Annotated in this window: 21 protein-coding genes; 8 read left to right on the top strand and 13 right to left on the bottom strand. The window is 64.4% G+C overall.

Translation table 11 applies throughout. From position 1 onward, the window contains the following. Positions 1 to 45 precede the first annotated feature (45 nt). The 7 genes from gloB (at position 46) to ACPZMI_RS16990 (ending at position 9,924) form a co-directional block, all read left to right on the top strand. The gene (gene gloB, locus ACPZMI_RS17020) at positions 46 to 825 is read left to right on the top strand and encodes a hydroxyacylglutathione hydrolase (protein ID WP_186666176.1); all 780 of its coding nucleotides are present in this window, start codon (positions 46 to 48) and stop codon (positions 823 to 825) included. A 100-nt stretch (positions 826 to 925) separates the two neighbouring features. Then, positions 926 to 2,359 (top strand): lytic transglycosylase domain-containing protein, encoded by a 1,434-nt coding sequence (locus ACPZMI_RS17015; protein WP_186708008.1) that lies wholly within the window; start codon positions 926 to 928, stop codon positions 2,357 to 2,359. A gap of 192 nt (positions 2,360 to 2,551) precedes the next feature. Beyond that, positions 2,552 to 4,381, top strand: coding sequence for an extracellular solute-binding protein (locus ACPZMI_RS17010; protein ID WP_186708006.1), 1,830 nt, complete (start codon positions 2,552 to 2,554; stop codon positions 4,379 to 4,381). Further along, on the top strand, positions 4,378 to 6,219 hold the full coding sequence (locus ACPZMI_RS17005; protein WP_288375975.1) for an extracellular solute-binding protein: 1,842 nt from the start codon (positions 4,378 to 4,380) through the stop codon (positions 6,217 to 6,219). Before ACPZMI_RS17010 ends, ACPZMI_RS17005 begins: the two co-directional genes overlap by 4 nt. 1 nt (position 6,220) lies before the next feature. Continuing rightward, positions 6,221 to 7,294, top strand: a complete 1,074-nt coding sequence (locus ACPZMI_RS17000) for a microcin C ABC transporter permease YejB (protein ID WP_186666183.1) — start codon at positions 6,221 to 6,223, stop codon at positions 7,292 to 7,294. Position 7,295: 1 nt separating this feature from the next. Continuing rightward, positions 7,296 to 8,315: an ABC transporter permease gene (locus ACPZMI_RS16995; protein WP_186666185.1), complete on the top strand. Its 1,020-nt coding sequence runs from the start codon at positions 7,296 to 7,298 to the stop codon at positions 8,313 to 8,315. Between the two features lies 1 nt (position 8,316). Continuing rightward, positions 8,317 to 9,924: an ABC transporter ATP-binding protein gene (locus ACPZMI_RS16990; RefSeq protein ID WP_426352705.1), complete on the top strand. Its 1,608-nt coding sequence runs from the start codon at positions 8,317 to 8,319 to the stop codon at positions 9,922 to 9,924. Positions 9,925 to 10,019: 95 nt separating this feature from the next. Here the strand turns inward: ACPZMI_RS16990 and ACPZMI_RS16985 are convergent, their stop codons facing one another. From ACPZMI_RS16985 to ACPZMI_RS16935, 11 genes are all read right to left on the bottom strand, one after another. Then, entirely contained in the window at positions 10,020 to 11,372 is a 1,353-nt protein-coding gene (locus tag ACPZMI_RS16985; RefSeq protein ID WP_426352704.1) for a spinster family MFS transporter, read from the bottom strand. Between the two features lie 139 nt (positions 11,373 to 11,511). Continuing rightward, complete coding sequence (locus ACPZMI_RS16980) at positions 11,512 to 12,213, bottom strand: response regulator (protein WP_426352703.1); 702 nt, start codon at positions 12,211 to 12,213, stop codon at positions 11,512 to 11,514. Beyond that, a complete protein-coding gene (locus ACPZMI_RS16975; protein ID WP_426352702.1) occupies positions 12,210 to 14,864 on the bottom strand; it encodes a DUF4118 domain-containing protein in 2,655 nt (884 codons plus the stop codon). Before ACPZMI_RS16975 ends, ACPZMI_RS16980 begins: the two co-directional genes overlap by 4 nt. Positions 14,865 to 15,011: 147 nt before the next feature. After that, a complete protein-coding gene (kdpC, locus tag ACPZMI_RS16970; RefSeq protein WP_186666198.1) occupies positions 15,012 to 15,575 on the bottom strand; it encodes a potassium-transporting ATPase subunit KdpC in 564 nt (187 codons plus the stop codon). A gap of 13 nt (positions 15,576 to 15,588) precedes the next feature. Then, positions 15,589 to 17,640, bottom strand: a complete 2,052-nt coding sequence (gene kdpB, locus ACPZMI_RS16965) for a potassium-transporting ATPase subunit KdpB (protein ID WP_426352701.1) — start codon at positions 17,638 to 17,640, stop codon at positions 15,589 to 15,591. Positions 17,641 to 17,650: 10 nt separating this feature from the next. Further along, entirely contained in the window at positions 17,651 to 19,345 is a 1,695-nt protein-coding gene (gene kdpA, locus ACPZMI_RS16960; protein WP_426352700.1) for a potassium-transporting ATPase subunit KdpA, read from the bottom strand. A gap of 9 nt (positions 19,346 to 19,354) precedes the next feature. Then, on the bottom strand, positions 19,355 to 19,444 hold the full coding sequence (gene kdpF / locus ACPZMI_RS16955) for a K(+)-transporting ATPase subunit F (protein ID WP_426352699.1): 90 nt from the start codon (positions 19,442 to 19,444) through the stop codon (positions 19,355 to 19,357). A 182-nt stretch (positions 19,445 to 19,626) separates the two neighbouring features. After that, positions 19,627 to 20,673 (bottom strand): AI-2E family transporter, encoded by a 1,047-nt coding sequence (locus ACPZMI_RS16950; protein ID WP_186666204.1) that lies wholly within the window; start codon positions 20,671 to 20,673, stop codon positions 19,627 to 19,629. A 12-nt stretch (positions 20,674 to 20,685) separates the two neighbouring features. Then, the gene (locus ACPZMI_RS16945) at positions 20,686 to 21,480 is read right to left on the bottom strand and encodes a DUF4892 domain-containing protein (RefSeq protein ID WP_426352698.1); all 795 of its coding nucleotides are present in this window, start codon (positions 21,478 to 21,480) and stop codon (positions 20,686 to 20,688) included. Between the two features lie 107 nt (positions 21,481 to 21,587). Further along, positions 21,588 to 22,442: an alpha/beta fold hydrolase gene (locus ACPZMI_RS16940; RefSeq protein ID WP_186666208.1), complete on the bottom strand. Its 855-nt coding sequence runs from the start codon at positions 22,440 to 22,442 to the stop codon at positions 21,588 to 21,590. Beyond that, positions 22,439 to 23,227 (bottom strand): alpha/beta fold hydrolase, encoded by a 789-nt coding sequence (locus ACPZMI_RS16935; protein WP_186666210.1) that lies wholly within the window; start codon positions 23,225 to 23,227, stop codon positions 22,439 to 22,441. Before ACPZMI_RS16935 ends, ACPZMI_RS16940 begins: the two co-directional genes overlap by 4 nt. A gap of 212 nt (positions 23,228 to 23,439) precedes the next feature. Between ACPZMI_RS16935 and ACPZMI_RS16930 the strand changes: the two genes are divergently transcribed. Continuing rightward, positions 23,440 to 25,392: a hypothetical protein gene (locus ACPZMI_RS16930; protein ID WP_426352697.1), complete on the top strand. Its 1,953-nt coding sequence runs from the start codon at positions 23,440 to 23,442 to the stop codon at positions 25,390 to 25,392. A 92-nt stretch (positions 25,393 to 25,484) separates the two neighbouring features. On the opposite strand, the gene sixA is transcribed toward ACPZMI_RS16930, so the two are convergent. Together sixA and ACPZMI_RS16920 are read right to left on the bottom strand one after the other, a co-directional pair. Continuing rightward, positions 25,485 to 25,943, bottom strand: a complete 459-nt coding sequence (gene sixA, locus ACPZMI_RS16925) for a phosphohistidine phosphatase SixA (RefSeq protein ID WP_426352696.1) — start codon at positions 25,941 to 25,943, stop codon at positions 25,485 to 25,487. Further along, positions 25,940 to 26,287, bottom strand: a complete 348-nt coding sequence (locus ACPZMI_RS16920) for a DUF4389 domain-containing protein (protein WP_411382926.1) — start codon at positions 26,285 to 26,287, stop codon at positions 25,940 to 25,942. Before ACPZMI_RS16920 ends, sixA begins: the two co-directional genes overlap by 4 nt. Positions 26,288 to 26,295: the final 8 nt, after the last annotated feature.

Genomic DNA, 26,295 nt, shown 5'->3' with positions numbered 1-26,295 from the left:
CTAAGATGCCTTCATGTCCCACGCCAGATGATTCGGATCCGCGCCATGATACAGATCGATGCCCTTCCCGCTTTCTCCGACAACTACATCTGGTTGTTACAGGATACTGCCAAACGCCAGTGCGCGGTGGTCGACCCCGGCGACGCCGGCCCGGTGCTGCAATGGCTCGAGGCCCATGCCGGCTGGACGCTCACCGATATCCTCATCACTCACCACCATAACGACCATGTCGGCGGCGTCGAGAAGCTCAAGCAGGCGACCGGCGCCAAAGTCTACGGGCCGGCCAACGAACGCATTCCGGCCCGTGACGTGGCGCTGGACGACGGCGACAGCGTGACGGCACTGGGCTTGACCTTCGAGGTGCTCGCCGTACCTGGCCACACCCTCGGCCACATCGCCTATTACAGCGCACAGAATCCGACCCCGCTGCTGTTCAGCGGCGACACCCTGTTCGCCGCCGGCTGCGGGCGAATGTTCGAAGGCACACCCGAACAGATGCAACCTGCCCTGCAGCGCCTGGCCGAGCTGCCGGAGGCGACCGAGGTGTACTGCGCCCACGAATACACCCTGAGCAACCTGCGTTTTGCCAAGGCCGTAGAGCCGGAGAACCAGGATGTTCTCCAGCGTTTCAACGAGGTTACCCGCCTGCGTGCCGACAATCGCATCACCCTGCCCTCGACCATCGGCCTGGAGCGGCAGACCAATCCGTTTCTTCGCACAACTGAAACATCCGTTAAACAAAAAGCAGACGAATGGAAGGGACATTCAAACGAATCCCAACCCGCTGTTTTTGCTGCCTTGAGGTCTTGGAAAGACGGCTTCTGATAACCTCACGATATATCGCAGGAGGACATCCAAGGTTGACCCAACCGGATGCGGTTTCTAGAATCGCCGAAATTTTTTGCCCGGAAAACCGTGTCCGCCGATGTCTTCCCGTAGCCGCCGCACCGCTCATTCCGCCGCCCTGACGCGCCTGGCCCAGGTCAGCGCACTCGCTTTGGCCGCCACCCTCGTGGGCTGCCAGAGCACCCGTCAGGTCGACGAATCCGACAGCGTTCGCGCGCACAACTACCAGGCCCGGATCAAGCACAAACCGGCGCCGCTGATGATCAAGCCGGCCGAGCAGAAAGCCCCCGAGGATGTCTGGGAACGCATGCGCCAGGGCTTTGCCCTGCAAGATGGCATCGACGTCAATCCGCGCATCGAGCAACAGCGCCTGTGGTTCGCCAGCAACCCGAGCTTCCTCGAGAACGCCGGCGAGCGTGGCAGCCTCTACCTGCACTACATCGTCGAGCGCCTCGAAGAACGCGACATGCCGCTTGAGCTGGCCCTGCTGCCGGCCATTGAAAGCGCCTACAACCCGATGGCCTACTCCCGCGCCCACGCGGCGGGCATGTGGCAATTCATCCCGTCCACCGGGCGCCACTTCAACCTGCGCCAGACCAACTTCTACGACGGCCGTCGCGACATCACCGCCTCCACCAACGCCGCGCTGGACTATCTGACCCGCCTGCACGACATGTTCAATGGCGACTGGCTGCTTGCCCTGGCCGCGTACAACGCCGGTGAAGGTACCGTCAGCCGGGCGATCGAGCGCAACGAGCGCCTCGGCCTGCCGACCGACTACTGGAACCTGCCGCTGCCTCAGGAAACCCGCGACTACGTGCCCAAGCTGCTGGCGCTGTCGCAGGTGGTCCTGACACCGCAGGCCTATGGCGTCAACCTCAGCCCCATCGCCAACGAACCCTACTTCGAAGCCGTCGCCATCAACGATCGCCTCGACCTGACCCGCGTCGCCGCCTTCGCCAACATCGACGAAGACGAACTCATCCAGCTCAACCCCGCGTTCAAGAAACGCATGACGGTCGATGGCCCGCAGCAACTGCTCGTCCCCACCGCCAAGGCGCAACTGCTGACCAGCAGCCTGTCCAATCTCAAGCCCGAGCAACTGGTCAGCTTGCAACCGAACAAGGCCGTGTTCCAGGCTGCCCTCGCCGAAGCCAAGGCACCGGCCGCGACCAGCAGTTACCGGGTCAAGCGCGGCGACAACCTGGGCGCCATCGCCAAGGCCAACCGTGTGTCGGTCAAAGACATCCAGCGCTGGAACCGTCTCTCGGGCAGCAGCCTGAAAGTCGGTCAGGTCCTGGCCCTGCGCGGTGGCAATGCCCCGAGCGCCGCGGCCAACCGTGTCGCGGCAGCCAAGCAGCGCTCTACCCAGTACAAGGTGCGCAAGGGCGACTCGTACTATCTGGTTGCCAAACGTTTCAATGTCGAGATGAAACACCTCAAGCGCTGGAACCCGCGCAGCGGCCAGGCACTCAAGCCCGGCCAGACCCTCACCGTCTACCTGACGCGCTGACTGTGTAGGCGCGGGCTTGGGAGGGCGGCGAACCGCCGCGAACACCGGCAGAGCAGGCGCCATGCATTGCGGTGTACTTTTCGCGGGCGAGCCCTCTCCCACAACCGCCCCCGCCCCACCCTTTTTCCATCCCAGACAAGCTGTTACTGTACGCCGGACCAAGCCCAACGCCGCCTTGACCGGATCCCAGACTTGATAAGACCCCTCCTCCTGTCACTGAGCCTGGCCTTGAGCTTCCCCGCAGCCGCCACCGTGACCGAAAGCCACGGTTATGCGCAGTTCGGCACGCTCAAGTACCCGGCCACGTTCACCCATTTCGACTGGGTCAATCCGCAGGCGCCCAAGGGCGGAACCTTGCGGGCCATGGCATTCGGCACCTTCGACACGCTCAACCCCTACACTTTCAAGGGCACCAGCCCTGTTTCGACGCCGAACTTCCAGCAGTACGGCGTCAACGAGCTGAACGAGACCCTGATGGTCGGCACCGGCCAGTACGATCCTTCAGGCGACGAACCGACCTCCAGCTACGGCCTGATCGCCCGCTCGGTGGAATACAGCGAAGACCGCAGTTGGGTGGTGTTCAACCTGCGTCCCGAGGCGCGTTTCCATGACGGACACCCCATCACCTCGGCCGACGTGGCCTTCTCCTACCGCACCCTGCTCAAGGAAGGTCACCCGCTGTACCGCACCAACCTGCAGGAAGTGCAGCGCGTCGACATTCTGGGGCCTCTGCGTATCCGCTTCGTCTTCAAGCGCGCCGGCAACCCGCTGCTGATCCTGCGCCTGGGCGAAATGCCAGTGCTGCCCAAGCACTACTGGCAAGACCGTGACTTCAAGGCCACCACCTTCGAGCCTCCGCTGGGCAGCGGCCCGTATCGCATCACCGAAGTGCAGCCCGGTCGGCGCCTGGTGTTCAGCCGGGTGAAGAACTACTGGGGCAAGGATTTGCCGGTCAACCGCGGCAAGTACAACTTCAACCGCGTGGAGTTCGAGTTCTACCGTGACGCTACCGTGGCCTTCGAAGCCTTCAAGGCTGGCGAGTTCGATATCTACATCGAACACCAGGCCAAGAACTGGGCCAATGGCTACAACTTCCCGGCAATCCGCCGTGGCGATGTGATCAAGGCGCAAATCCCGCACCGGATCCCGACCCAGACCCAGGGTCTGTTCATGAACACCCGACGCGAGGCCTTCGCCGACCCGAAGGTGCGCCAGGCCCTGGGGCTGATGCTCGATTTCGAGTGGACCAACCGCGCCCTGTTCAGCAGCGCCTACCGTCGCTCGACCAGCTACTACCCCAACAGTGAATTCACCGCCAGCGGGCTGCCCACCGGCAAGGAATGGCTGCTGCTCTCACCGTTTCGCGAACAGTTGCCCGCCAAGCTCTTCACCGAGCCCTACCAGGTCAGCCAGACCGACGGGCGCGGCATCGACCGCCAGACCTTGCGCACAGCCCTGGGCCTGCTCGGCGAAGCCGGCTGGAAGCTCGACGGGCAGCGCCTGGTCGATGCAAAAGGCCGCCAGTTGCGCCTGGAGTTGCTGCTGGTAAACCCGAATCTGGAACGCATTCTGCAACCTTATGTCGAAAATCTGTCCAGCATCGGCATCGACGCGCGCTTGCGCACGGTAGACCGAGCCCAGTACAAACAACGGCTGGACCAATTCGACTTCGACATGATCCTGATGACCCTGAACCAGACCCTCAGCCCCGGACTCGAGCAGTGGCAGTACTTCCACTCAAGCCAGGCCACCGTCAAGGGCAGCAAGAACTACGCGGGCATCAAGGACCCTGTGGTCGATCACCTGCTCGATACGCTCATGGCCGCCCGCACCCGCGATGACCAGGTCGCCGCTGCACGCGCGCTTGACCGGGTGCTGTCGTGGCACTACTACATGATTCCCAACTGGTACCTGGACAACCATCGCCTGGCCTACCGCAACCGGTTCGCCTTCGTCACCACACCGCCCTACACCCTGGGCCTGAACAGCTGGTGGCTCAAGACTTCGGAGAAAGCCAAATGATGCCGACGCCTCGCCTGCGCCTGGCCTGCAGCCTGTTGCTCGCCTGCCTGAGCCTACCTGCGCTGGCCGCCCCGCAACACGCCCTGACGCTCTACGACGAACCGCCCAAGTACCCCGCCGACTTCAAGCATTTCGACTACGTCAATCCCGATGCCCCCAAGGGCGGGACCTTCCGCCAGTCCAGCTTCGGCGGTTTCGACAGCCTCAACCCCTTCATCAACAAGGGTGTATCGGCCGACAACATCAGCATCATCTACGACACCCTGATGCGCCAGAGCCAGGACGAGCCCTTCACCGAGTACGGGCTGGTCGCCGGCAAGATCGAAAAGGCCCCCGACAACAGCTGGGTACGCTTCTACCTGCGACCTGAAGCACGCTTCCATGACGGCCATCCCATCCGCGCCGAAGATGTCGTGTTCAGCTTCAACGCCCTCACCCAGCAGGGTGCGCCGTTGTACCGCCAGTACTACGGTGATGTCTCGGAAGTAATCGTCGAGGACCCGCTGCGTGTCTTGTTCAAGTTCAAGCACAGCAACAACCGTGAGCTGCCGCTGATCCTGGGCCAGTTGCCGGTGCTGCCCAAGCATTGGTACGAGACCCGCGACTTCACCCGCGGCAACCTCGAGATCCCCCTGGGCAGTGGCCCGTACAAGGTCGCCGAGGTCAAGGCCGGACGCTCGATCCGTTACGAGCGGGTCAAGGACTACTGGGCCAAGGACCTGCCGATCAACCGCGGCATGTTCAACTTCGACGCCATGACCTTCGACTCCTACCGCGACACCGCCGTCGCCCTCGAAGCGCTCAAGGCCGGGCAGTTCGACTATGCCCTGGAAGTCAGCGCGAAGAACTGGGCCACCGCCTACAACGTCCCGGCGGTGCGCGACGGGCGCCTGATCAAGGAAGAGTTGCCCAACGGCAACCCGGTCGGCATGCAGGGCTTCATCTTCAACCTGCGCAAACCCGTGTTCCAGGACATCCGCGTGCGCCAGGCCCTGAGCCTGCTGCTCGATTACGAATGGACCAACAAGCAGCTGTTCAACGGCGCCTATACCCGCACCGGCAGCTACTTCGAAAACTCCGAGATGGCCGCTACGGGCCTGCCCTCCGCCGACGAGCTGAAGATCCTCGAACCGCTGCGCGGCAAGATTCCCGAGCAGGTCTTCACCGAGGTGTTCCACAACCCCGTCACCGACGGCAGTGGCATGATTCGCGAGCAGCAACGCAAGGCCTACCAGTTGCTGATGGACGCCGGCTGGAAGATCGAGAACGACAAGATGGTCGATGCCCAGGGCAAGCCGGTGTCGATCGAGTTTCTCCTGGCACAGACCGAGTTCGAGCGCATCCTGCTGCCGTTCAAGCGCAACCTGGCCGACCTGGGTATCGACCTGACCATCCGCCGCGTCGATGTCTCGCAATACATCACGCGCCTGCGCTCGCGCGACTTCGACATGATCGTCGGCGGCTTCCCGCAATCCAACTCGCCGGGCAACGAACAACGCGAATACTGGACCAGCGCCGCCGCCGACCGCTCGGGCAGCCGCAACACCATCGGCCTGCGTGACCCGGCCATCGACCAACTGGTCGAAGACCTGATCAACGCCGACTCGCGCCAGAGCCTGGTCGCCCACACGCGTGCGCTGGACCGTGTGCTGCTGTGGGGTTACTACGTCATCCCCAACTGGCACATCAAGACCTGGCGCGTCGCCTACTGGAACCACCTTGGCCATCCGAAGGTGTCACCCAAATACGATATCGGCATCGACACCTGGTGGATCAAGCCCGACGTGACCCCAGCCATCAGCGAAGCACGCGTGCCACTCGTGGACGAGGCAAACTGACATGCTTGCCTACATTCTGCGCCGCCTACTGCTGATCATCCCGACCCTGTTCGGCATCCTCATCATCAACTTCATCATCGTCCAGGCCGCCCCCGGCGGCCCAGTCGAGCAGATGATCGCCAAGCTCGAGGGTTTCGATGGCGCCACCAGCCGCATCGCCGGTGGCGGCGCCGAAGTGTCGGTGGCCGGCTCCAACTACCGAGGGGCCCAAGGCCTGGACCCGGCGCTGGTCGCTGAAATCGAACGTATGTACGGTTTCGACAAATCAGCCCCCGAGCGGTTGTGGATCATGGTCAAGAACTACGCCCAGCTCGACTTCGGCGACAGCTTCTTCCGCGATGCCAAGGTCATCGACCTGATCGCCGAGAAGATGCCCGTGTCGATTTCGCTGGGGCTGTGGAGCACATTGATCATGTACCTGGTGTCGATCCCGCTGGGGATTGCCAAGGCAGTGCGCCACGGCAGCCACTTCGACGTCTGGACCAGCTCGGCGATCATCGTCGGCTACGCCATCCCCGCGTTCCTCTTCGCCATCCTGCTGATCGTGCTGTTCGCCGGTGGCAGCTATTTCGACTGGTTCCCGCTCCGGGGCCTGACCTCGAACAACTTCGACGAACTGTCCACTGCCGGTAAGGTGATGGACTACTTCTGGCACCTGGTGCTGCCGATCACCGCGCTGGTGATCGGAAACTTCGCCACCATGACCCTGCTGACCAAGAACAGCTTCCTCGACGAGATCAACAAGCAGTACGTGATCACCGCCAAGGCCAAGGGCCTGAGCCGTAACCGCGTGCTCTACGGCCATGTATTCCGCAACGCCATGCTGCTGGTGATTGCCGGCTTCCCCTCAGCGTTCATCGGCATCTTCTTCACCGGTTCCCTGCTGATCGAGGTGATTTTCTCCCTCGACGGCCTGGGCCTGATGAGTTTCGAAGCGGCCATCAACCGCGACTACCCGGTGGTGTTCGGCACCCTGTTCATCTTCACCCTGCTGGGGCTGGTGGTGAAACTGATCGGCGACCTCACCTATACCCTGGTCGATCCGCGCATCGACTTCGCCAGCCGGGAGCACTGACATGGCCCTCTCTCCCCTGAACCGCCGGCGCTTCGAGCGCTTCAAGGCCAACCGTCGCGGCTGGTGGTCGCTGTGGCTGTTCCTGATCCTGTTCGGCCTGAGCCTGGGTGCCGAGTTGATCGCCAACGACAAGCCCATCGCCGTGCGCTACGACGGCGAGTGGTATTTCCCGGCGTTCAAACGCTACCCGGAAACCACCTTCGGCGGCGAATTCCCGCTTGAAGCCAACTACAAGAGCCCCTATATCCGCGAACTGCTGGAAAAGAAGGACAGCTTCGTGCTGTGGGCGCCAATCCCGTTCAGCTACCAGAGCATCAACTACGACCTGAAGGTCCCTGCCCCCGCGCCGCCCTCGACCGACAACCTGCTCGGTACCGACGATCAGGGTCGCGACGTGCTCGCCCGGGTGATCTACGGATTCCGCATCTCGGTGCTGTTCGCCCTGACGCTGACCATCGCCAGCTCCATCGTCGGCGTCATCGCCGGGGCCCTGCAGGGCTTCTATGGCGGCTGGGTGGACCTGGCTGGCCAGCGTTTCCTGGAAATCTGGTCGGGCCTGCCGGTGCTCTACCTGTTGATCATCCTCGCAAGCTTCGTACAGCCCAACTTCTGGTGGTTGCTCGGCATCATGCTGCTGTTCTCGTGGATGAGCCTGGTGGACGTGGTGCGCGCCGAATTCCTGCGCGGGCGCAACCTCGAGTACGTGCGCGCCGCACGCGCACTGGGCATGCGCAACGGCCCGATCATGTTCCGGCACATCCTGCCCAATGCCATGATCTCGACCATGACCTTCATGCCATTCATCCTCACCGGCGCCATCGGCACCCTCACCGCCCTCGATTTCCTGGGCTTCGGTCTGCCTGCCGGCTCCCCGTCGCTGGGCGAACTGGTCGCCCAGGGCAAGTCCAACCTGCAGGCCCCATGGCTGGGTATCAGCGCCTTCGCCGTGCTTGCAGTGATGCTGAGCCTGCTGGTGTTCATCGGCGAGTCCGCCCGCGATGCCTTCGACCCAAGGAAATGACATGAGCCAAGACACCCTGATCGAAGTGCGCGACCTGGCGGTGGAGTTCGTCACCGGCGAACAGGTCAATCGTGTGGTCGATGGCATCAGTTTCGACATCCGCAAGGGCGAGACCCTCGCCCTGGTCGGCGAGAGCGGCTCGGGCAAATCGGTCACCGCTCACTCGATCCTGCGCCTGCTGCCCTACCCGCTCGCCCGCCACCCCGGCGGCACCATCCACTATGGCGGCAAGGATCTCCTGCACCTGGGCGAAAAGCCCATGCAGCGCATCCGCGGCAACCGCATCGCGATGATCTTCCAGGAACCGATGACCTCGCTGAACCCGCTGCATTGCATCGAGAAGCAGATCAACGAGATCCTCCTGCTGCACAAAGGCCTCACCGGCAAGCAGGCCACCGCCCGCACCCTGGAGCTGCTCGAACTGGTCGGCATTCCCGACCCGAAGAAGCGCCTCAAGGCCCTGCCCCACGAGCTCTCCGGCGGCCAGCGCCAGCGCGTGATGATCGCCATGGCCCTGGCCAACGAACCCGAACTGCTGATCGCCGACGAGCCCACCACCGCGCTCGACGTCACCGTGCAGCTCAAGATCCTCGATTTGCTCAAATCCCTGCAGGCACGCCTGGGCATGGCGCTGCTGCTGATCAGCCACGACCTCAACCTGGTGCGGCGTATCGCCCACCGCGTGTGCGTGATGCAGTGCGGCAAGATCGTCGAGCAGGCCGACTGCGAGACGCTGTTCAAGGCCCCGCAACACCCCTATACGCAGATGCTGATCAATGCCGAGCCCAGCGGCGGCCCGGCAGCGAACGCGGTCGGCAAACCGCTGCTGGAGGTCAACGACCTGAAGGTGTGGTTCCCGATCAAGAAGGGCCTGCTGCGTCGCACTGTCGATCATGTGAAAGCCGTCGATGGGATCAATTTCAGCCTTCCGCAGGGGCAAACCCTGGGGATCGTCGGCGAGAGCGGATCCGGTAAATCAACGCTGGGGCTGGCGATCTTGCGCTTGATCGCAAGCCAGGGTGGGATTCGCTTCCACGGGCAGTCGCTGGAAGGGATGAACCAGCAGGAAGTGCGGCCGCTGCGGCGCGAGATGCAGGTGGTGTTCCAGGACCCGTTCGGCAGCCTGAGCCCGCGCATGTGCGTGGCCGATATCGTTGGCGAGGGCTTGCGGATTCACAAGATCGGCACCCCCGCCGAGCAGGAAGCCGCAATCATTGCGGCGCTGGAGGAAGTGGGGCTGGATCCGCGCACACGGCACCGGTATCCACACGAGTTCTCTGGCGGGCAGCGCCAGCGGATCGCGATCGCCCGGGCGCTGGTGTTGAAGCCGGCCTTGATCCTGCTGGACGAGCCAACCTCGGCGCTGGACCGGACCGTACAGCGGCAGGTCGTGGAACTGCTGCGCAACCTGCAGTTGAAGTACAACCTGACGTACCTGTTCATCAGCCATGACCTCGCGGTGGTGAAGGCGTTGAGTCACCAGTTGATGGTGATCAAGCACGGGCACGTGGTGGAACAAGGCGATGCGCAGGAGATCTTCCATGCGCCGCAGCATCCGTATACGCGTCAGTTGCTGGAGGCAGCGTTTCTGGAGGCGACGAACAGTTAATGCCTTTGTGCAATGACAAAGAGCGACTAACTCGTTCAAAACCCAAGAGCCCGCTCAGCCCTGGTAGGAGTGAGCAGGCTCAAGTCGGCTAGAGCTCAGGCTTCGGCGGCGCGGGCAGTCACTGCCTCGCCTTCGAGCACCATCCCCTCGCGCATCTTCTGCGCGTCGCGCACAAAGCACCGCGACGCCGCCAGCAGAAACACCAGGGTCAACATCAGCGCCACCGGGATCAGGTACATCGCGTCATGCAGCCCCTGGGCCTTGAACGCCTCGCTCATCACCCCCTGCCCCGCCGCCTCCATGGCCGACACGGCAAAATGATCCGACAACCCGCCGACCACCACCGGGCCCAGGCCACCGCCGAGCAGGTAGAGCCCGGCGAAGTACAACGCCATGGCAGTCGCACGCAGGCGTGGCTGCACCACATCCTGAATCGCCGTGTACACGCAGGTGTAGAAGTTGTATGAGAACAGCCAGCCGACACCGAACACCGCGACGAACAGCCCCAGCTCGATACGCCCGGCGTGCAGTGCCCAGGCGGTGGCAAGGGTGGCCACCAACATGCTCAGCGCGGCGAACAACAGGCGTCCATTGGCAAAGCGCTGATGCACCTTGTCGGCCACCCAGCCACCCAGCGTGAGGCCCACCAGGCCACTCAGACCGACAATCATCCCCGTTGCCACGGCCGCATCGTGCAAGGGCAAGGCGAAGTAGCGCTGCAGCATCGGCACCATGAACGAGTTGCAGGCGTACGAGGCGAAGTTGAAGGTCAACCCCGCCAGTACCAGCCAGGCGAACGTGGGTACGCTCAGCACCCGCCGCAGCGGACGATCAACCGGTGCCTGGGAGATGGCCACGGTTTCCGCAGCGCCGCGCGCAGGTTCGCGGATCATGAAGATGAACAGCGCCAGTAGCAGGCCGGGCACCGCCGCGATGAAGAACGGCGCGCGCCAGCTGTCGAACGCCTGGACCATGGCACCGATGGTGAAGAACGCCAGCAACAAGCCCAGCGGCAGGCCGAGCATGAAGATGCCCATCGCACGCGAGCGCCGCTCGGCCGGGAACAGGTCGCCGATCAGCGAGTTGGCGGCGGGTGCATAGCTGGCCTCGCCGATGCCCACGCCCATGCGCACCAGCAGAAAGCTCCAGAAGCTGCCGACCATGCCGTTGACTGCCGTCAACCCGCTCCAGGCCGCCAGCCCCCAGCCCATTAGCTTGGCGCGCGAACCGGTATCGGCCATCCGCGCCAGCGGCAGGCCGGCGATGGCGTACACCAAGGTGAAGGCTGTGCCGATCAGGCCGATCTGGAAGTCGCTCAGGTGCCACTCCAGACGGATCGGCTCGATGATGATCGCGGGGATGGTGCGGTCGAAGAAATTGAACAGGTTGGCCAGGAACAGCAGGAACAAGATGCGCCAGGCGTTGGACGCTTGGGGGGCGGTGGTCATGGTCGGGTCCCTCGTTATCGTTATTCAGGGCTTCCAGCACGCCTGACGAAATCTAGAGGGTAAGGTGCAAGACGTCTGCCACCATTGACCGGGCTTATATCCCTCGATGGGCTGCGGCCTGATGCATCGCCCGCAACATTTAAACCGATGGCGGCGCCACCAACCGATACCCCACCCCCGCCTCGGTGATGATGTACCGCGGGGCGGTCGGATCGTCACCCAGCTTGTGCCGCAGATGCCCCACCACGATACGCAGGTAGTGGGTGTCGTCGACATGGGTCGGGCCCCAGATATCCTTGAGCAACTGCTGCTGGGTGATCACCCGCCCCGGATGTCCGGCCAGTTGCGCCAGCAGCGCATACTCCTTGCGCGTCAATGCCACCTCGACGCCGTCGAGGGTGACCTTGCGATAGGCGAAATCGACCACCAGCGCACCGAAGCTGGCACTGGCCGGTTGCCCGGAGCCCGCCTGGGGCTTGTGCCGCAACAGCGCGCGCACCCGGGCAAGGAACTCCTGGATACCGAACGGCTTGGTCACGTAGTCGTTGGCGCCGCCATCCAATGCATCGACCTTCTGCACCTCGCTGGCACGCACCGAGAGCACCATCACCGGCACGCTGCTCCACTCGCGCAGGTCACGCAGTACCTGCTGGCCGTCCATGTCCGGCAAGCCGAGATCGAGCACCACAAGGTCAGGCTTGCTCAGTGCCGCCTGGGCCAGGCCTTCGCCACCGGTCGCAGCCTCGATCACCTTGTAGCCCTGGGACACGAGACTGATGCGCAGGAACTTGCGGATCTGCGGTTCGTCGTCGATGACCAGAAGGGTGGCGGCTTGGCTCATGGGGCTTCACTGTCGCTGTCGGGTTGAGGGGGCAATGGCAAGCATAGAGTGATGCAGGTGCCCTGGCCATCGATGCCCTCGCCGACCAGGATGCTGCCGCCATGGGCGCCGATCATGCCCTGGCAGATCGCAAGCCCCAGGCCCGTGCCCTGCCCGCCGCGGTCGCCACGGGCAGCGGTGTAGAACATGTCGAAGATCTTCTCGCGCTCGGCCACCGGGATGCCCGGGCCCTGGTCAGCAACCGAGAAGCACAGGCGCTCGTCCCGCACCGCCACCCGCAGCGCCAGGCGACCATTGGCCGGCGAGAAACGCGCCGCGTTCTCCAGGACGTTGACCAGCGCCTGCTCGATCAGCGCTGCATGCACGAACAGCAGTGGCAGCTCGGCGGGCACCTCGGTGACCACGCGCAGCGGTGCAAGCACCGCGCGCAGGCGGTTGAGGGCACTGCCGACGATATCGCCGGGCGACACCCAGTCACGCGCAAGCTTCAGGCCGCCATGGCCCAGTCGGGTCATGTCGAGCAGGTTCTGGATGTAACGATCCAGGCGCTCGGCTTCGTTGCGGGTGCCTTCGAGCAGCTCACGACGATCATCCGGCGGGATCGCATCGCCCAGCGCCAACAAGCTGTCGATGCTGCCGCGCATGGCGGTCAGCGGGGTGCGCAGGTCATGGGACACCGAGGCAAGCAAGGCGCTGCGCAACTGCTCGGTTTCGCCATGCAGGCGCGCAGCTTCGAGCTGCTCGGCCAGGCGTGCGCGGGCCAGGGCCTGGGCCAGCGGCTCGGCCAGCGCCGTCAGCAGGCGTCGGCGCTGAGCGCTCAAGGGCTCGCCCGCGGCGGGCTGCACACCCAGCAAGGCCATGGGAGACTCGTCGACCGCCAGCGGCCACCACCACCAGCGACCATGGGGCAAGGTATCGCTGCCATGCCCTGCCGCCTGGCCATGTTGCCAGGCCCATTCGGCAGCGGCGCGCTCGTTGTCGGTAAAAGCCTGCGGCCCGCCGCTGGCGACCTGCAACAAACCCTCGGTATCGCGTTCGAGCAGGCAGATCTGGATATCCTGCCAATCGTCCAGGTGCTGGCCAGCGGCACTGAACACCGCCTGGCGATCCGTGGCCACGGTCAGGCGGCGCGACAGGTCGAGCAGTTGCCGGGTCTCGCCCTGGGTTTCGCGCAGCGCCTGCAACTGACGGCGCTGGCGAGCGGCGAGGTTGCCGGTCAGGGCGGCCATGAGCAGGAAGAACACCAGGGTCAGCACATCCTCTTCACGCTGGATGCTGAACGAGAAGTTCGGCGGGATGAACAGGAAGTCATAGGTCAGGAACGACAGCGCCGCACAGGCCAGCGCAGGCCCCAGGCTGCTGCGCACCGCGACCAGCAGCACCGCCGCGAGGAACACCAGCGAGATGTTCGGCAATGCCAGCACGCTGGACACGGCCCAGGCCAGCCCCGCCGCCAGTACGGTCGCCAGCAGCGCCAGCCAATAGTGGCGCCAGACCCAGGCGCGCTTGACCACCGCCCGTGTCGCTGCGGGTTGAGCGTCGCGGTCGAGCACGTTGATCTCCAACCCCCGGCTGTCGCGCAGCAAGCGTGCGGCGACGCCCGCACCGAACAGGCGACGGCGCAGACGATCGCGAGACTGGCCGACCAGCACCAGGCTCGCCCGCCGTTCCAGCGCATGCTGGATGAGCGTGCGCGCCACCTCCCCGGCCCTGAGCACGACGACTTCGCCACCCAGGCGCTCGGCCAACTGCTGCGCAGCCTGCAGGCGCTGACGCGCGCCCTCGTCACGCAGCCTGCCGTTGTCGACATGCACCAGGCTCCACGGCAGATGCCGACGCTGGGCGACGCGGCTGGCATGGCGCACCAGGCGCTCGGCCTGCTCATCGCCATCGACCCCGACCAGCAGGCGCCCTCGCAAGGTCGGCGCCTGCTCGCCGCGCTGGCGGTAGCCATGGGCAAGGTCGGCATCGACCTGGGCCGCGGCGGTCTGCATGGCCAGCTCGCGCAAGGCAGTGAGGTTGGTCTGGGAGAAGAACGCATCGATCGCCGCCCGTGCCTGCTCAGGCACGTAGACCTTGCCTTCGCGCAAGCGCTCGAGCAGTTCACGGGGCGGCAGGTCGATCAGCACCAGCTCGAAGGCTTCCTGCAGCACCCAGTCGGGCAGGGTTTCGCGCACCTGCACGCCCGTGATGTCGCGAACCTTGTCGTTGAGGCTTTCCAGGTGCTGGACATTGACCGTGGTATACACATCGATACCGGCAGCGAGCAGTTCCTGAACATCCTGCCAACGCTTGGCGTGGCGGCTACCTGGGGCGTTGGTATGCGCCAGCTCGTCGACCAACGCCAGGGGCGGTGCAGCCTTGAGCAGGCCGTCGAGATCCATTTCTTCGAGGGTGACGCCACGGTACTCGCTGCGCAGCAGAGGCTGCTGCGCCAAGCCACCGAGCAGCGCCTCGGTTTCAGCACGACCATGGGTCTCCACCACCGCCGCCAGCACCTTCACCCCCTGGCGCTGCTGGGCATGGGCGGCCTGGAGCATGGCGAAGGTCTTGCCCACGCCGGGAGCGGCGCCCAGAAATACTTTAAGCCTGCCGCGACCGTTGCGGGGCAGGCTCGCCAACAGCGCATCGGCGCGGGCGGAATCACTCATGCTTGATCCTTTGGTAAGGGGCCGGGGCCTGCTTCGCAGGCCATCGCGGGACAAGCCCGCTCCCACAGGTACTGCGCCGTTCTCGTGAACACCGGTGAACCTGTAGGAGCGGGCTTGCCCCGCGATGGCCGCGACATGGTCTGGATATCAGCGATCAGTAACAGGCGCCAACCGCTCCAGCGCCTGGTTCAAGGCCAGCACATTGACCACGGGCGGGCCGACCAATGGCCGCAGAGTGGCCTCATCCACCAGCGCTTGCAAGCGCTCGATAGGGATCTGCCGGGCCGCCGCCACACGCGGCAGCTGGTAGGCAATCGCCTCCGGCGGCAACTGCGGGTCGAGCCCGCTGCCGGAGGTGGTCAGCAGGGCCTGCGGCACCGGCCCCAGCTCAGGCTGGTAGAGCGCGCTCGCATCGGTCTTGACCCGCTCGGCCAGCGCCGGGTTGCTTGGCGCCAGGTTACTCGCGCTGCTGGAGACGGTAGCGAAGGCGCCGGCCGAAGGACGCGACTGGAACCAGCCGTCGCCCTTGAACTCCTGGGCGATCAACGCCGAGCCGCGCACCTGCCCCTGCTCATCGCGCACCAGGCTGCCATTGGCCTGATCGGGGAAGGCGACCTGGGCGATACCGGTCACCGCCAGCGGGTACAACGCGCCGGTGACCAGGGTCATCAGCAGGACCAGGCTCACGGCCGGGCGTACGTAGGTGCTCATGTTCGTCTCTCCTTCAGACCAGGTGCAGGGCAGTGAGCAGCATGTCGATCAGCTTGATCCCGGCGAACGGCACCAGGATGCCACCCACGCCGTAGATCAACAGGTTGCGCCGCAGCAGGTGCGCGGCACTTGCCGCCTGCACGCGCACGCCGCGCAAGGCCAGGGGGATCAGCACGATGATGATCAACGCGTTGAAGACGATCGCCGAAAGGATTGCGCTTTGCGGGCTGCTCAGGCGCATCAGGTTGAGCACACCCAGTTGCGGGTAGATCGAGGCGAACAGCGCCGGCAGGATGGCGAAGTACTTGGCCACGTCGTTGGCGATGGAGAACGTGGTCAGTGCACCACGGGTCACCAGCAGTTCCTTGCCGACCTGGACCACATCCAGCAGCTTGGTCGGATCGCTGTCCAGGTCGACCATGTTGGCCGCCTCGCGCGCCGCCTGAGTACCGTCGTTCATGGCCATGCCGACATCCGCCTGGGCCAGGGCCGGAGCATCGTTGGCACCATCGCCGCACATGGCGACCAGGCGGCCGTCATTCTGCTCCTGGCGAATGCGCGCCAGCTTCTTCTCGGGGGTGGCCTCGGCAAGCACGTCATCGACACCGGCCTCGGCGGCGATGGCTGCGGCGGTCAGTGGGTTGTCACCGGTCACCATCACGGTGCGGATACCCAGCTTGCGCAACTCGGCGAAACGCTCACGGATGCCGGGCTTGACCACGTCCTTGAGGTGGATCACCCCCAGCAGGTGGCGGTCGACGCATACCAGCAAGGGTGTGCCGCCACTCTGGGCGATGCGCTCGACTTCACGGGCCAACGAAGCCGGCATTTCCAGGCGTTGCAGGCCGACGAACGCCAGCACCGCGTCCACCGCGCCCTTACGGTAGTGGCGCTGCCCGAAGTCGATACCCGAAAGACGCGTCTCGGCGCTGAACGCAATGGCGCTGTACTGCGCGGCAGCGGGTTCGTCGAAATCGTGCAACTGGCGCAGGTAATCGACGATGGACTTGCCCTCGGCCGTATCGTCGGCCAGCGAGGCAAGCAAGGCTCCCTCCCCCAGCTCCTTGGCGGTAACACCGGGCGCTGCGTGCAGGGCGCTGCAGCGGCGGTTACCGAAGGTGATGGTGCCGGTCTTGTCGAGCATCAACGTGTGCACGTCGCCCGCAGCCTCCACCGCACGCCCGGAGCGGGCGATGACGTTAAGGCGCACCAGGCGATCCATACCCGCGATACCGATGGCCGACAGCAGGCCACCAATGGTCGTCGGAATCAGCGTCACCAGCAGCGCGGCGAGGAAGATCAGTGGCAGGCTGCCACCCACGAAATGGGCGAACGGCTGCAAGGTCACCACTACGATCAGGAAAATCAGGGTCAGGCCGATCAGCAGGATATCCAGGGCAATCTCGTTGGGGGTCTTCTGGCGCTTGGCGCCTTCGACCAGGGCGATCATGCGGTCCAGGGTCGACTCACCAGGGTTGCTGGTGATGCGGATCAGCAGCCAGTCGGAAACCAGCCGGGTATTGCCGGTCACCGCCGAACGGTCGCCACCGGACTCGCGGATCACCGGCGCAGACTCGCCGGTGATCGCCGCCTCGTTGACGGCGGCGATGCCTTCGAGCACCTCGCCATCACCCGGGATCAGCTCACCGGCCACCACCCGCACCACATCGTCCTTGCGCAATGCGGTGGCAGCGACGGTTTCGAAGCTGCCATTGGCCAGACGGCGCTGGGCCATCAGGCCCTGGCTGCCGGCCTTGAGGCTGTCGGCACGGGCCTTGCCGCGGCCTTCCGCCAAGGCTTCGGCAAAGTTGGCGAAGAGCACGGTGAACCACAGCCACAGGGCGATCTGTACTGCAACGCCAGTGCTCACACCGCTACCAGGCACCAGGCACAGGACCGTGGTCAGCACCGCCGTCAGGGCGACCACCAGCATGACAGGCGAGCGCTTGAGCTGGCGCGGATCGAGCTTGACGAAGGCCTGTACCAGGGCCGGGCGCCAGAGCGCGGCGAAGCGGGTCTGGTCGACGGCGCGGGTAGCTTTCACTTCAGAAATGGGCATGTTCATGTTCGGATCCTCAGAAACCCAGGCTCAGCTGTTCGGCGATCGGCCCCAGGGCCAGGGTCGGCAGGAAGGTCAGCCCACCGACCAGCAGGATGGTCACCAACAACAGGCCGGCGAACAGCGGGCCATGGGTGGGGAAGCTGTTCTGGCCCTGCGGCGCGCTTTTCTTGGCGGCCAGGCTGCCCGCCAGTGCCAGCACCGGCAAGATGTAGCCGAAGCGCCCGATCAGCATGGCCAGGCCGATCATCAGGTTGTGGAACACGGTGTTGGCACCGAAGCCGCCGAAGGCCGAACCGTTGTTGGCGGTGCCGGAGGTGTAGGCATACAGCAACTGGCTGAAGCCATGCGCCCCCGGGTTGCTCACCGCGCCTGCAGGCCCCGGCAGGCTGGCGGCGATGGCGCCGAGCACCAGCACGCCAACCGGCATCACCAGCAGTGTCGCGACCAACAATTGCACTTCACGGGCCTGCAACTTCTTGCCCAGGTATTCGGGTGTGCGACCGATCATCAACCCGGCCAGGAACACCGCGATCAGCACGAACAGCAGCATGCCGTAGAGGCCCGAGCCGACGCCGCCGAAGATCACCTCGCCAACCATCATGTTGACCATCGCCACCATGCTGGTCAGCGGATTGAGGCTGTCGTGCATGGCGTTGACCGAACCGTTGGAGGCGGAGGTCGTCGTCACGGTCCACAGCACGCTAGCGGTGGTGCCAAAGCGGCTTTCCTTGCCTTCCATCGGCGCGCCCTGCTGCACCTGAGCGCTGTCCAGGGCCGGGTTGGGCTGGTACTCGGCCCACAGGCCGACCGCACCGCCGATCAGGAACAGGCCCAACATGCAGGCCAGGATCGCGCGGCTCTGACGCAGGTCCTTGACGTAGTGGCCGAAAGTGAACACCAGTGCCACCGGAATCAGAATGATCGAAGCCACCTCGAACAGATTGCTCCAGGCCGTGGGGTTCTCGAACGGATGCGCCGAGTTGACGCCGAAGAAGCCGCCGCCGTTGGTGCCCAGTTGCTTGATCGCGATCTGGCTGGCGGCAGGGCCCAGCGGGATGCTCTGGTCGGCACCTTGCAGGGTGACGGCGTGGGCGTAGTCGGCGAAGGTCTGTGGCACACCCTGCCACACCAGCAGCAACGCCAGCACGATGCACAGTGGCAGCAGGCCGTAGAGGGTGGCACGGGTCATGTCGACCCAGAAGTTGCCAAGGTTGTGGGTCGAGCGCCGGCCGATACCACGGCACAGGGCGACCAGCACGGCAAGGCCGGTGGCAGCGCTGACGAAGTTCTGCACGGTCAGGCCGATCATCTGGCTCAGGTAGCTGAGCGAAGCCTCACCGCTGTAGGCCTGCCAGTTGGTGTTGGTCATGAAGCTGACGGCGGTGTTGAATGCCAGCGACCACTCCTGGCCCGGCAGATGCTGCGGGTTGAGCGGCAACGAACCCTGCAGCAGGAGCACGGCGAACAGCACCAGGAAGCCCATCAGGTTGAAGGCCAACAGCGCCAGGGTGTATTGCTTCCAGTTCTGCTCCTGTTCGGCGCGTACCCCGGACAACCGGTAACAACCCTGCTCTACCGGGCCGAGGATCGGCGACAGCCAGGTACGCTGGCCCTCCATGACCTTGTAGTAGAACCGCCCAAGCCAGGGTGCTGGCAGCAGCACCAGGGCCAGGAACGCCAGCAGCAATGCGAAGTCGTAGCTGTGCATGGCCGCTCCCTAGCTGCGATCGGCGCGCAGCAGCGCCACCAGCAGGTAAATGGACAACACCACTGCCAGCAGCAGTGACACTCCGTCGAGCATGTTCATCTGTGAATCTCCCCGTCTTGCGGCGTCGGCCGCTTTGGAGGAATTGTCGGAGGGAGGGGCGTAAAGAGACGAGATCGGGGGGCGGGTCAGGGCATAAAGAATGCGTAAAGATCAGGTTTCGGACTGCCTGTCGCGGCCTTTTCGCGGCGCCCCGGACTTGCCCGCGAAGAGACCGCAACAGCTTACGGTTTGACCTGCCCCGAATGCCGGCTCCAGTCCAGCAACAGGCTGTAACCGACGGCCAGCAAGGTCGGTCCGATGAACAAGCCGATGAAGCCAAACGCGATCAACCCGCCAAACACGCCGAGCAGCACGATCACCAGCGGCAGGTTCCCACCGCGGCTGATCAGGTACGGTTTGAGCACGTTGTCCACGCCACTGATGATGAAGGTGCCCCATATCCCGAGGAACACCGCCATCCCGTACTCGCCCTTCCACACCAGCCAGCCTGTGGCCGGAATCCAGGCCAGTGGCGGGCCCATCGGGATCAGGCTGAGCATGAAGGTCACAAGGCCCAGCACGATCGCCCCGGGCACGCCGGCGATGAGAAAGCCGATCAGAGCCAGCAGCCCTTGCGCCGCGGCGGTACCGATTACGCCGTTGACCACCCGCTGCACGGTGCCGGCCACCAGGTCGATGTAGTACTCGGCACGCTCGCCGACCAGGCGCTGCAGCAAGCGCTGCACGAACGCGGCCAGGCGTGGACCGTCGCGGTAGAAGAAGAACACGAAGACGATACTGAGCGTGAGTTCCAGCACGCCGCTGCCGATCTGCGCGCTACGCGCCAGGAACCAATTGCCAACCTGGCCGAAGTACGGTTTGGCCGACGCGATCAAGGCCGCGCCCTGCTGGTCGAGGGACTCCCACCAGTTGACCAGGCGCTCGCCGATGAAGGGAATGCCACGCACCCAGTCCGGCGCATCCGGCAAACCCTCCACCTGTACGTCACGCACGAAGTTGGTGGCGTCGCGCACATGGTCGGCCAGGTTGAAGCCCAGCCACACCAGCGGCAGCGCGACCACCAGGATCCACACCGTCGTGAGGATGCTGGCCGCGAGGGTTTCGCGCCCGCCCAGCCAACGCGTCAGCAAGCGCATCAGCGGCCAGCTGGCAAAGGCCAGGATCGCCCCCCAGAGTAACGCCGAGATGAACGGCGCCATGACCCACAGGGCGGCGCCCAACAGCGCCAGCAACAGAATCTGGATCAGCAGACGGTCATTGTTGGCCATGATGGCCCTCGTTCAACGAATCAGTTCCAGATGCAGACCATCGGTAGGCGCCGTACCCACTTCGAGACGGGCACTGCGTACACCGGCCTTGACCAGTTGCTCGCGCCAGGCTTCCGCCGCCTGGCCGCTGAGGCTGGCGCGCAGGGTGCTGTCCAGGTTCAGGCTGCGGGCCAACAGCGAAACCCAGGCAGGCTGTGGCGCGCTCAGGTCAGGGTAGTCGAGCTTGCCGGTATCGCGCATCTCGCGCAGCACCGTGGCGGCCGTCGGCAGTACTTCGCCCAGCGGGCTGTCAGCGACGAACTCTTCGACATGCAGGTAGGCGCGGCGGTTGCCGCGGGTGACGCTGTACAGGGCGACCAGCGTGTCGGCCTCTTCGGCCGAGCGGCGCAAAAGAATGAAGGCCTGCTGCTCGTCGCCGCCATTGAGGAGGGAATTGTTGAACACAACGTTGGCCCAGATGCTGGCCTCGCCGCAGTCACGGCCCTGGCACCAGAACAGGGGATAACCACCGTCGCGCTGCAGCTCTTCACGGGCGCTGGTAAAGGCCTCGCGGGCAGTGCGCTCCACCGGCAGTTCATAGGTGACCGAACTGACCTGGCCACGGCTTTCGACCTTGCCCTCGACTCGCAGGCGGCCGCTGATCTTGCGCATCGGTCCCATCGGGTAGACCCGTTCCTGCTCAACGGCAGGGCGCTGGTCGACCACCTTGGCGTCAGCCGGCACCGGCAGGCTGCCGGCCCACAACAGCGGGCTGGCGAGTGTGAAGCAGGCGGCGATGGCGCTGCGGAGGAAAAACGGCGCGCTCATCGGCCATCCTTGCGGCGCCGGGCGCCGTGGCGAAGATCGTGAATGTCTGGCATGTATGGTTGTCTCCCTGTTCAACCCGCCAAGCCTCGACACTTGTCCGGTGCAAGTCAAGCAAAGCCAAAGAAGCGATTGAAACAGTCTGCGACAAGGGCCGCGCCCTGCTCGTCATTCAAGTGCAGGTGGTGGCCACCGGGCAAGGTCACCTGCTCGAAGGGTAGCTGCTCCAGCAGGCTTGTGTGGCGCGCCAACATGCCATCCCCCGCGACGACCAGGCAGGCCGGGCAGCTCGCCCGCCGTACGAACGCCATGGCCTGGGCTTCGTTCAGGCGCACCGGAGACGGCAAGGTCAGACGGCTGTCGCTGCGCCAGCTGTAACCACCCGGCACTGGCATGAGCCCACGCTGGGCCAGCAGTTCGGCAGCTTCGCGACTGACCGCAACCATGCCTTTCATTCGCGCCTGCACCCCCGCCTCCAGGGTCGGGTACACCGACTTGCGCTTGCCCTCCAGGCGCAACTGCGCCTGCAGCGCCATGCCCAGGCGCTCGGCGGCATCCTGCTCGGCGACCGTGGGCGGGATGACGCCATCGATCAACGCCAGATGGCTGATCCGTTCGGGCAGTGCGCCAGCCAACTGCACCGAGATGATCGCCCCCAGCGAATGCCCGAGCAGGCCAAAGCGCTCCCAGCCCAGTTGCTCGGCAACCCGCAGCACATCATGGGCATAATCGGCCAGGTTGTAGCTCGCCCCGGCCGGACGATGCTGTGAGTAGCCATGCCCGGCCAGGTCGAGCGCGACAATGCGCAGGCCTTTCAGGCGCGGGGCCAGGTGGGCGAAGCTGTTGGCATTGTCGAGCCAGCCGTGCAGAGCGATCACCGGCAGGCCGTCGGCAGGACCGAACAGGTGTGCGGCCAGTTCGATATGGCCCAGACTCAGACGAATCTCCTCGACCTGCGCGCTCATGCCTGGCTCCAGCGATCAAACAGGCCCTTGATCAGACTGGCAGTATCGGTGGGCCGCTCCAGCGGAAACATATGCCCGCCCGGGACGCTGTGATATTCCCCCCGTGGCATCGCCCGCACCGCCAGGGCATGGTGCTTGCGGATCACCCGGCTGCGATCGCCACGCACCATGGCCAGCGGTACTTGCAACTGGCGCGCAGGGGCCGGACTGACATGGGGAATGCTGCGGTAGATGCGCATTTCGGTGCTGGGGTCGAAGCGCAAACGCACCCCCTCATCCACTGTTTGCAAACCGTGCTCGAGATAGGCTTCGAGGCAATCGGGATCGAACTGGCGGAACAGCGCCTTGCTGGCGAAGTAACTGCGCGCGCTGTCGCGATCAGGAAACGCCTCGCGCCGTCCTTCGGTTCGCCCGGCCGGCGTGATGCGGTCGATGAAACCGAAGCGTTTGGCAGTGCGGATCAGCCATTGGTCGGCGCGGGTGAGCACGGGCGAGTCGAGCATCACCACACCGCGGTAGAGCTCGGGTCGGCGCAGGGCGGCATGCAGGTGCAGCACACCACCGAGGGAATGACCGACACCCCAGACCGGGGCCGGCTGCTGCGCCAGATGATGCAGCAGCTCGTCGACCAGGTTCTGCCAGTTGTCATCCACCGGAAAACGCGGGTCGTGGGCGTGCTGCTCCAGGTGGCAGACCTGGTAGTCCGGGGCCAGGGCCGCGAACAGCTTGCCGTAGGTGGCCGAAGGAAAACCGTTGGCATGGGCGAAGAAGATCTGCTGCGACATGACCGCCTGGTCCGACTGGAGAGTGATAGCCCATTGTCAGCAACCTGCCGGTTGGCGGCAACGTTCGGAAAGGTCATCGGCGAGGGCAATCAGGTCAAGGCGACGCAACACCCCGCTGAGCCAGAGCAATACCTGGTATTTCTGTCAGTTTCACTCGTTTCCTGCCTCGTTCACACTGCGCCATGAACCCCTGGAAACCTGAGGAGTCGACGATGTCAACCGCTGAGGACGAGCAGCAACTGCATGCACAAGGCCTGGTCTCGAAGCCTTTGACTTTCAAGGTCACACGCAGGGCTGAGACAGATTACCCCGCACCTTCCGTACTGCAGGCAACGGACGACAGGCTCGACCCCATCGACGCGCTCAACGGCGCTACCGTAAGAGCACAGTATCCGGCCATGCTGCCCAGCGACACTCTGGCGGCAGACTGGTCCGGGAGCACTGCTGCGGACAGTTGGCAGAGCGACCAACAACCCGGAAGCCTCTTTGGTTATGTCGATTTCCAGGCGCCTGTCAGCGTGGTGGCTGCCAGCCAGGGCAAGACGGTCACCCTCCGCTACGCAGTAGCACGCAGTGGCCAGGCTGCAAGATTATCCTTGCCAATGCTGCTGGCGGTGGGAACCCTGGCGCAAAGCGATTTGCCTGCCCCTGTGATTCCCCAGGCCAACGCGACCACCAGGGTACTCGACCTCAACAACTTCACCGGCAATGCACAGGTCAAGGTTGAACCATGGCCATTGATAGCGGCGGGTCAACGGGTGTGGATCCGTGTGGACGGGACCCTCGAAAATGGCTCGGCCCATACGGTCTACCTGGCCCGAGGCGCAGAGGTCGTCCCTGAACAGGTAACAGCAGGGCTGGACCTGGTCTTGCCGCGCACCGAGCTGGAGAAGCTCAGCAGCGGCTCCAGCCTCACGGCGAAAGTTTCGGTAGCATTCGACGCCACCAGTAACGAGGGGCAGGCCCGAGTATTCCCAAACGCGCTCTACACGCTCGAGAAGATCATTGTGGTCAGGCCCACTATCGTTTCCGTAAAAGACGACAAGGGAACAGAGGTGCCAAACGGCAGTTCGACAACCTCGCCAAGCCTGGTGTTGAGCGGTCAGGCATCAGCCAACCAGCAGGTCGAGGTACTTGATGGCGCCAGCGTGATAAGTACCGAGCCTGTCGCAGCGAACGGCAGCTGGACAAGCACTCGGACAAACTTGAGCGTGAAAACCTACGATTTCAAAGTCCGAGGGCGCTACGCAGACAATCCTGAATCCGATGTATGGACTGTACACAGGGTCCAGGAGCTGGTCCTTGCAAAACCGGTGATTCCCCTGGCACCAGGCGATGTACTACCACCTGGAGATGTCCCGTCCACCGGCCTGCCCGTCCTGGTCGAGGTCTACGGCGGTATGGCCATCGGTGATGTGGTGTCGGTGACTTTTGCGGGAATCGCTGGCTCCCCACAGACTGTCGGCAGCGTAAGTCGGCTCACGTTTTCTGTTCCCAAGACTCAGGTAGACGCCAATGCTGGCAGAACGGTAACCGTGCAGTACCTGGTCACCCGAGGCTCGAGAGGGGCTGCGGTCCCCTCGCCTGTCGTGAACCTGCGGATCAACGCACTGACGCCGCCCCTGACCATCGATACCTCACCGGCAACACTCAATGGCGTGATCCACCGCAACAGCAACCCGGTGACCCACCCCCCCGCCAACGCTTTCGTGCAGCGCACCGCCAGCGGCGGCCAACCGCCCTACACCTACTCGACGAGCAACGGCAACGTGATCGAGGTCAACCCTTCCACTGGGCGAGCGGTGTCTTATGGCAGCGGGACGGCCAATGTGATCGTGACCGATACCGCTGGTGCCAGTGCCAGCTATCCGGTGACCGTATCCAATGTCAGGCGGGTTGAAGGCCTGGGCTCGTTCAATGTGTGGTATTGGTGCCGAGATCGGGCCGCAGAGAGAGGCGGAGCATTACCTACGCTTGGAGAATGGGATGCAATGCGCGCGAGCTACAACAACAACCCAGGCATCGGTGATCGGGCGTGGAGTGCGGACTCGGCGGGAACAGGTAGACGCTATGCGATAGACGTTGCCAACGGCAACAGGGTTTCCTTGCGTGCAACGAATATCGGTGGAGATACGGCTGTGGGCTGGGGAATATTCAATCGCTGAGGCGCAGCTGATCCATGCCTGCATACTCGGATGGCCGATTGCATCATTGCTATCGGCCTCCCACCACGCAAGCGCAAGACCTGCAGATAAACTCAGGGGTTGAAGCTCGCGCTCAGTAATGTCATCACACCGAAAGGTGACAACGCCCCTTCAAGTTCTGCCAGGTCCGCAGTGCTCATCCGTGCCGGCTGCTGCAGATGCCCATGCTCCAGCATTCCCACCAACGCCCCCACCAGCGGCTGATGGCTGACCAGCAGCACATGCTCCAGCCCCAGACGCTCGATTTCGCCGATCACCTGCCGAACATTGCTCTCGGGGGTCAACCACGGCACGGTGCGCACCGGTTCGGCAAAGCCAAGGGTGTCGTGCACCAGGGCGGCGGTCTGCTGGGCGCGCACATAGGGGCTGGCGATGATCGCCTGCAGCGGCTGGCCCAGCAGATGTGCAGCACTGTGCAGCACTTGCTCGCGACCATGGGCCGTGAGACGACGCTCGGCATCGGTATTGGCCCGCGGCTCCGCTTCGCCGTGGCGCAGAATCCACAGCTTCACAGTTTCGGCTCCTCGTCACGCACCGGGTGCGGCGCCGCAGCCACTGTGTGGGGCGCTTCGCCCTCAGGCGCGCGGGGCGTCGGCCAGTCGGCAAACGGCCAGGGTTTCTGGTCGGTGTGAAAGGTGCCGAAGCGACCGATCTGCGCCAGATACTGGCTGAGGCTGTCGCCGAAGTTCATCAGGCTGGCACTCGGCGCGCCATACACCAGGCGGTAGATCAGTTGCACCAGCACCAGCCCGCCAAGCAGTAGCTCGGCCAGTTGCCAGACCACCAGGAACACCAGCATCCACAGCACCCGCAGGATGATCGACTCGCGCTGGGCGCGCTCGGGCGTATCGTTCATGTGTCGCT

Source organism: Pseudomonas wayambapalatensis (assembly GCF_049942315.1).
GTDB classification, from domain to species: domain Bacteria; phylum Pseudomonadota; class Gammaproteobacteria; order Pseudomonadales; family Pseudomonadaceae; genus Aquipseudomonas; species Aquipseudomonas wayambapalatensis.
This window is presented reverse-complemented; position numbering and strand designations above follow the sequence as displayed.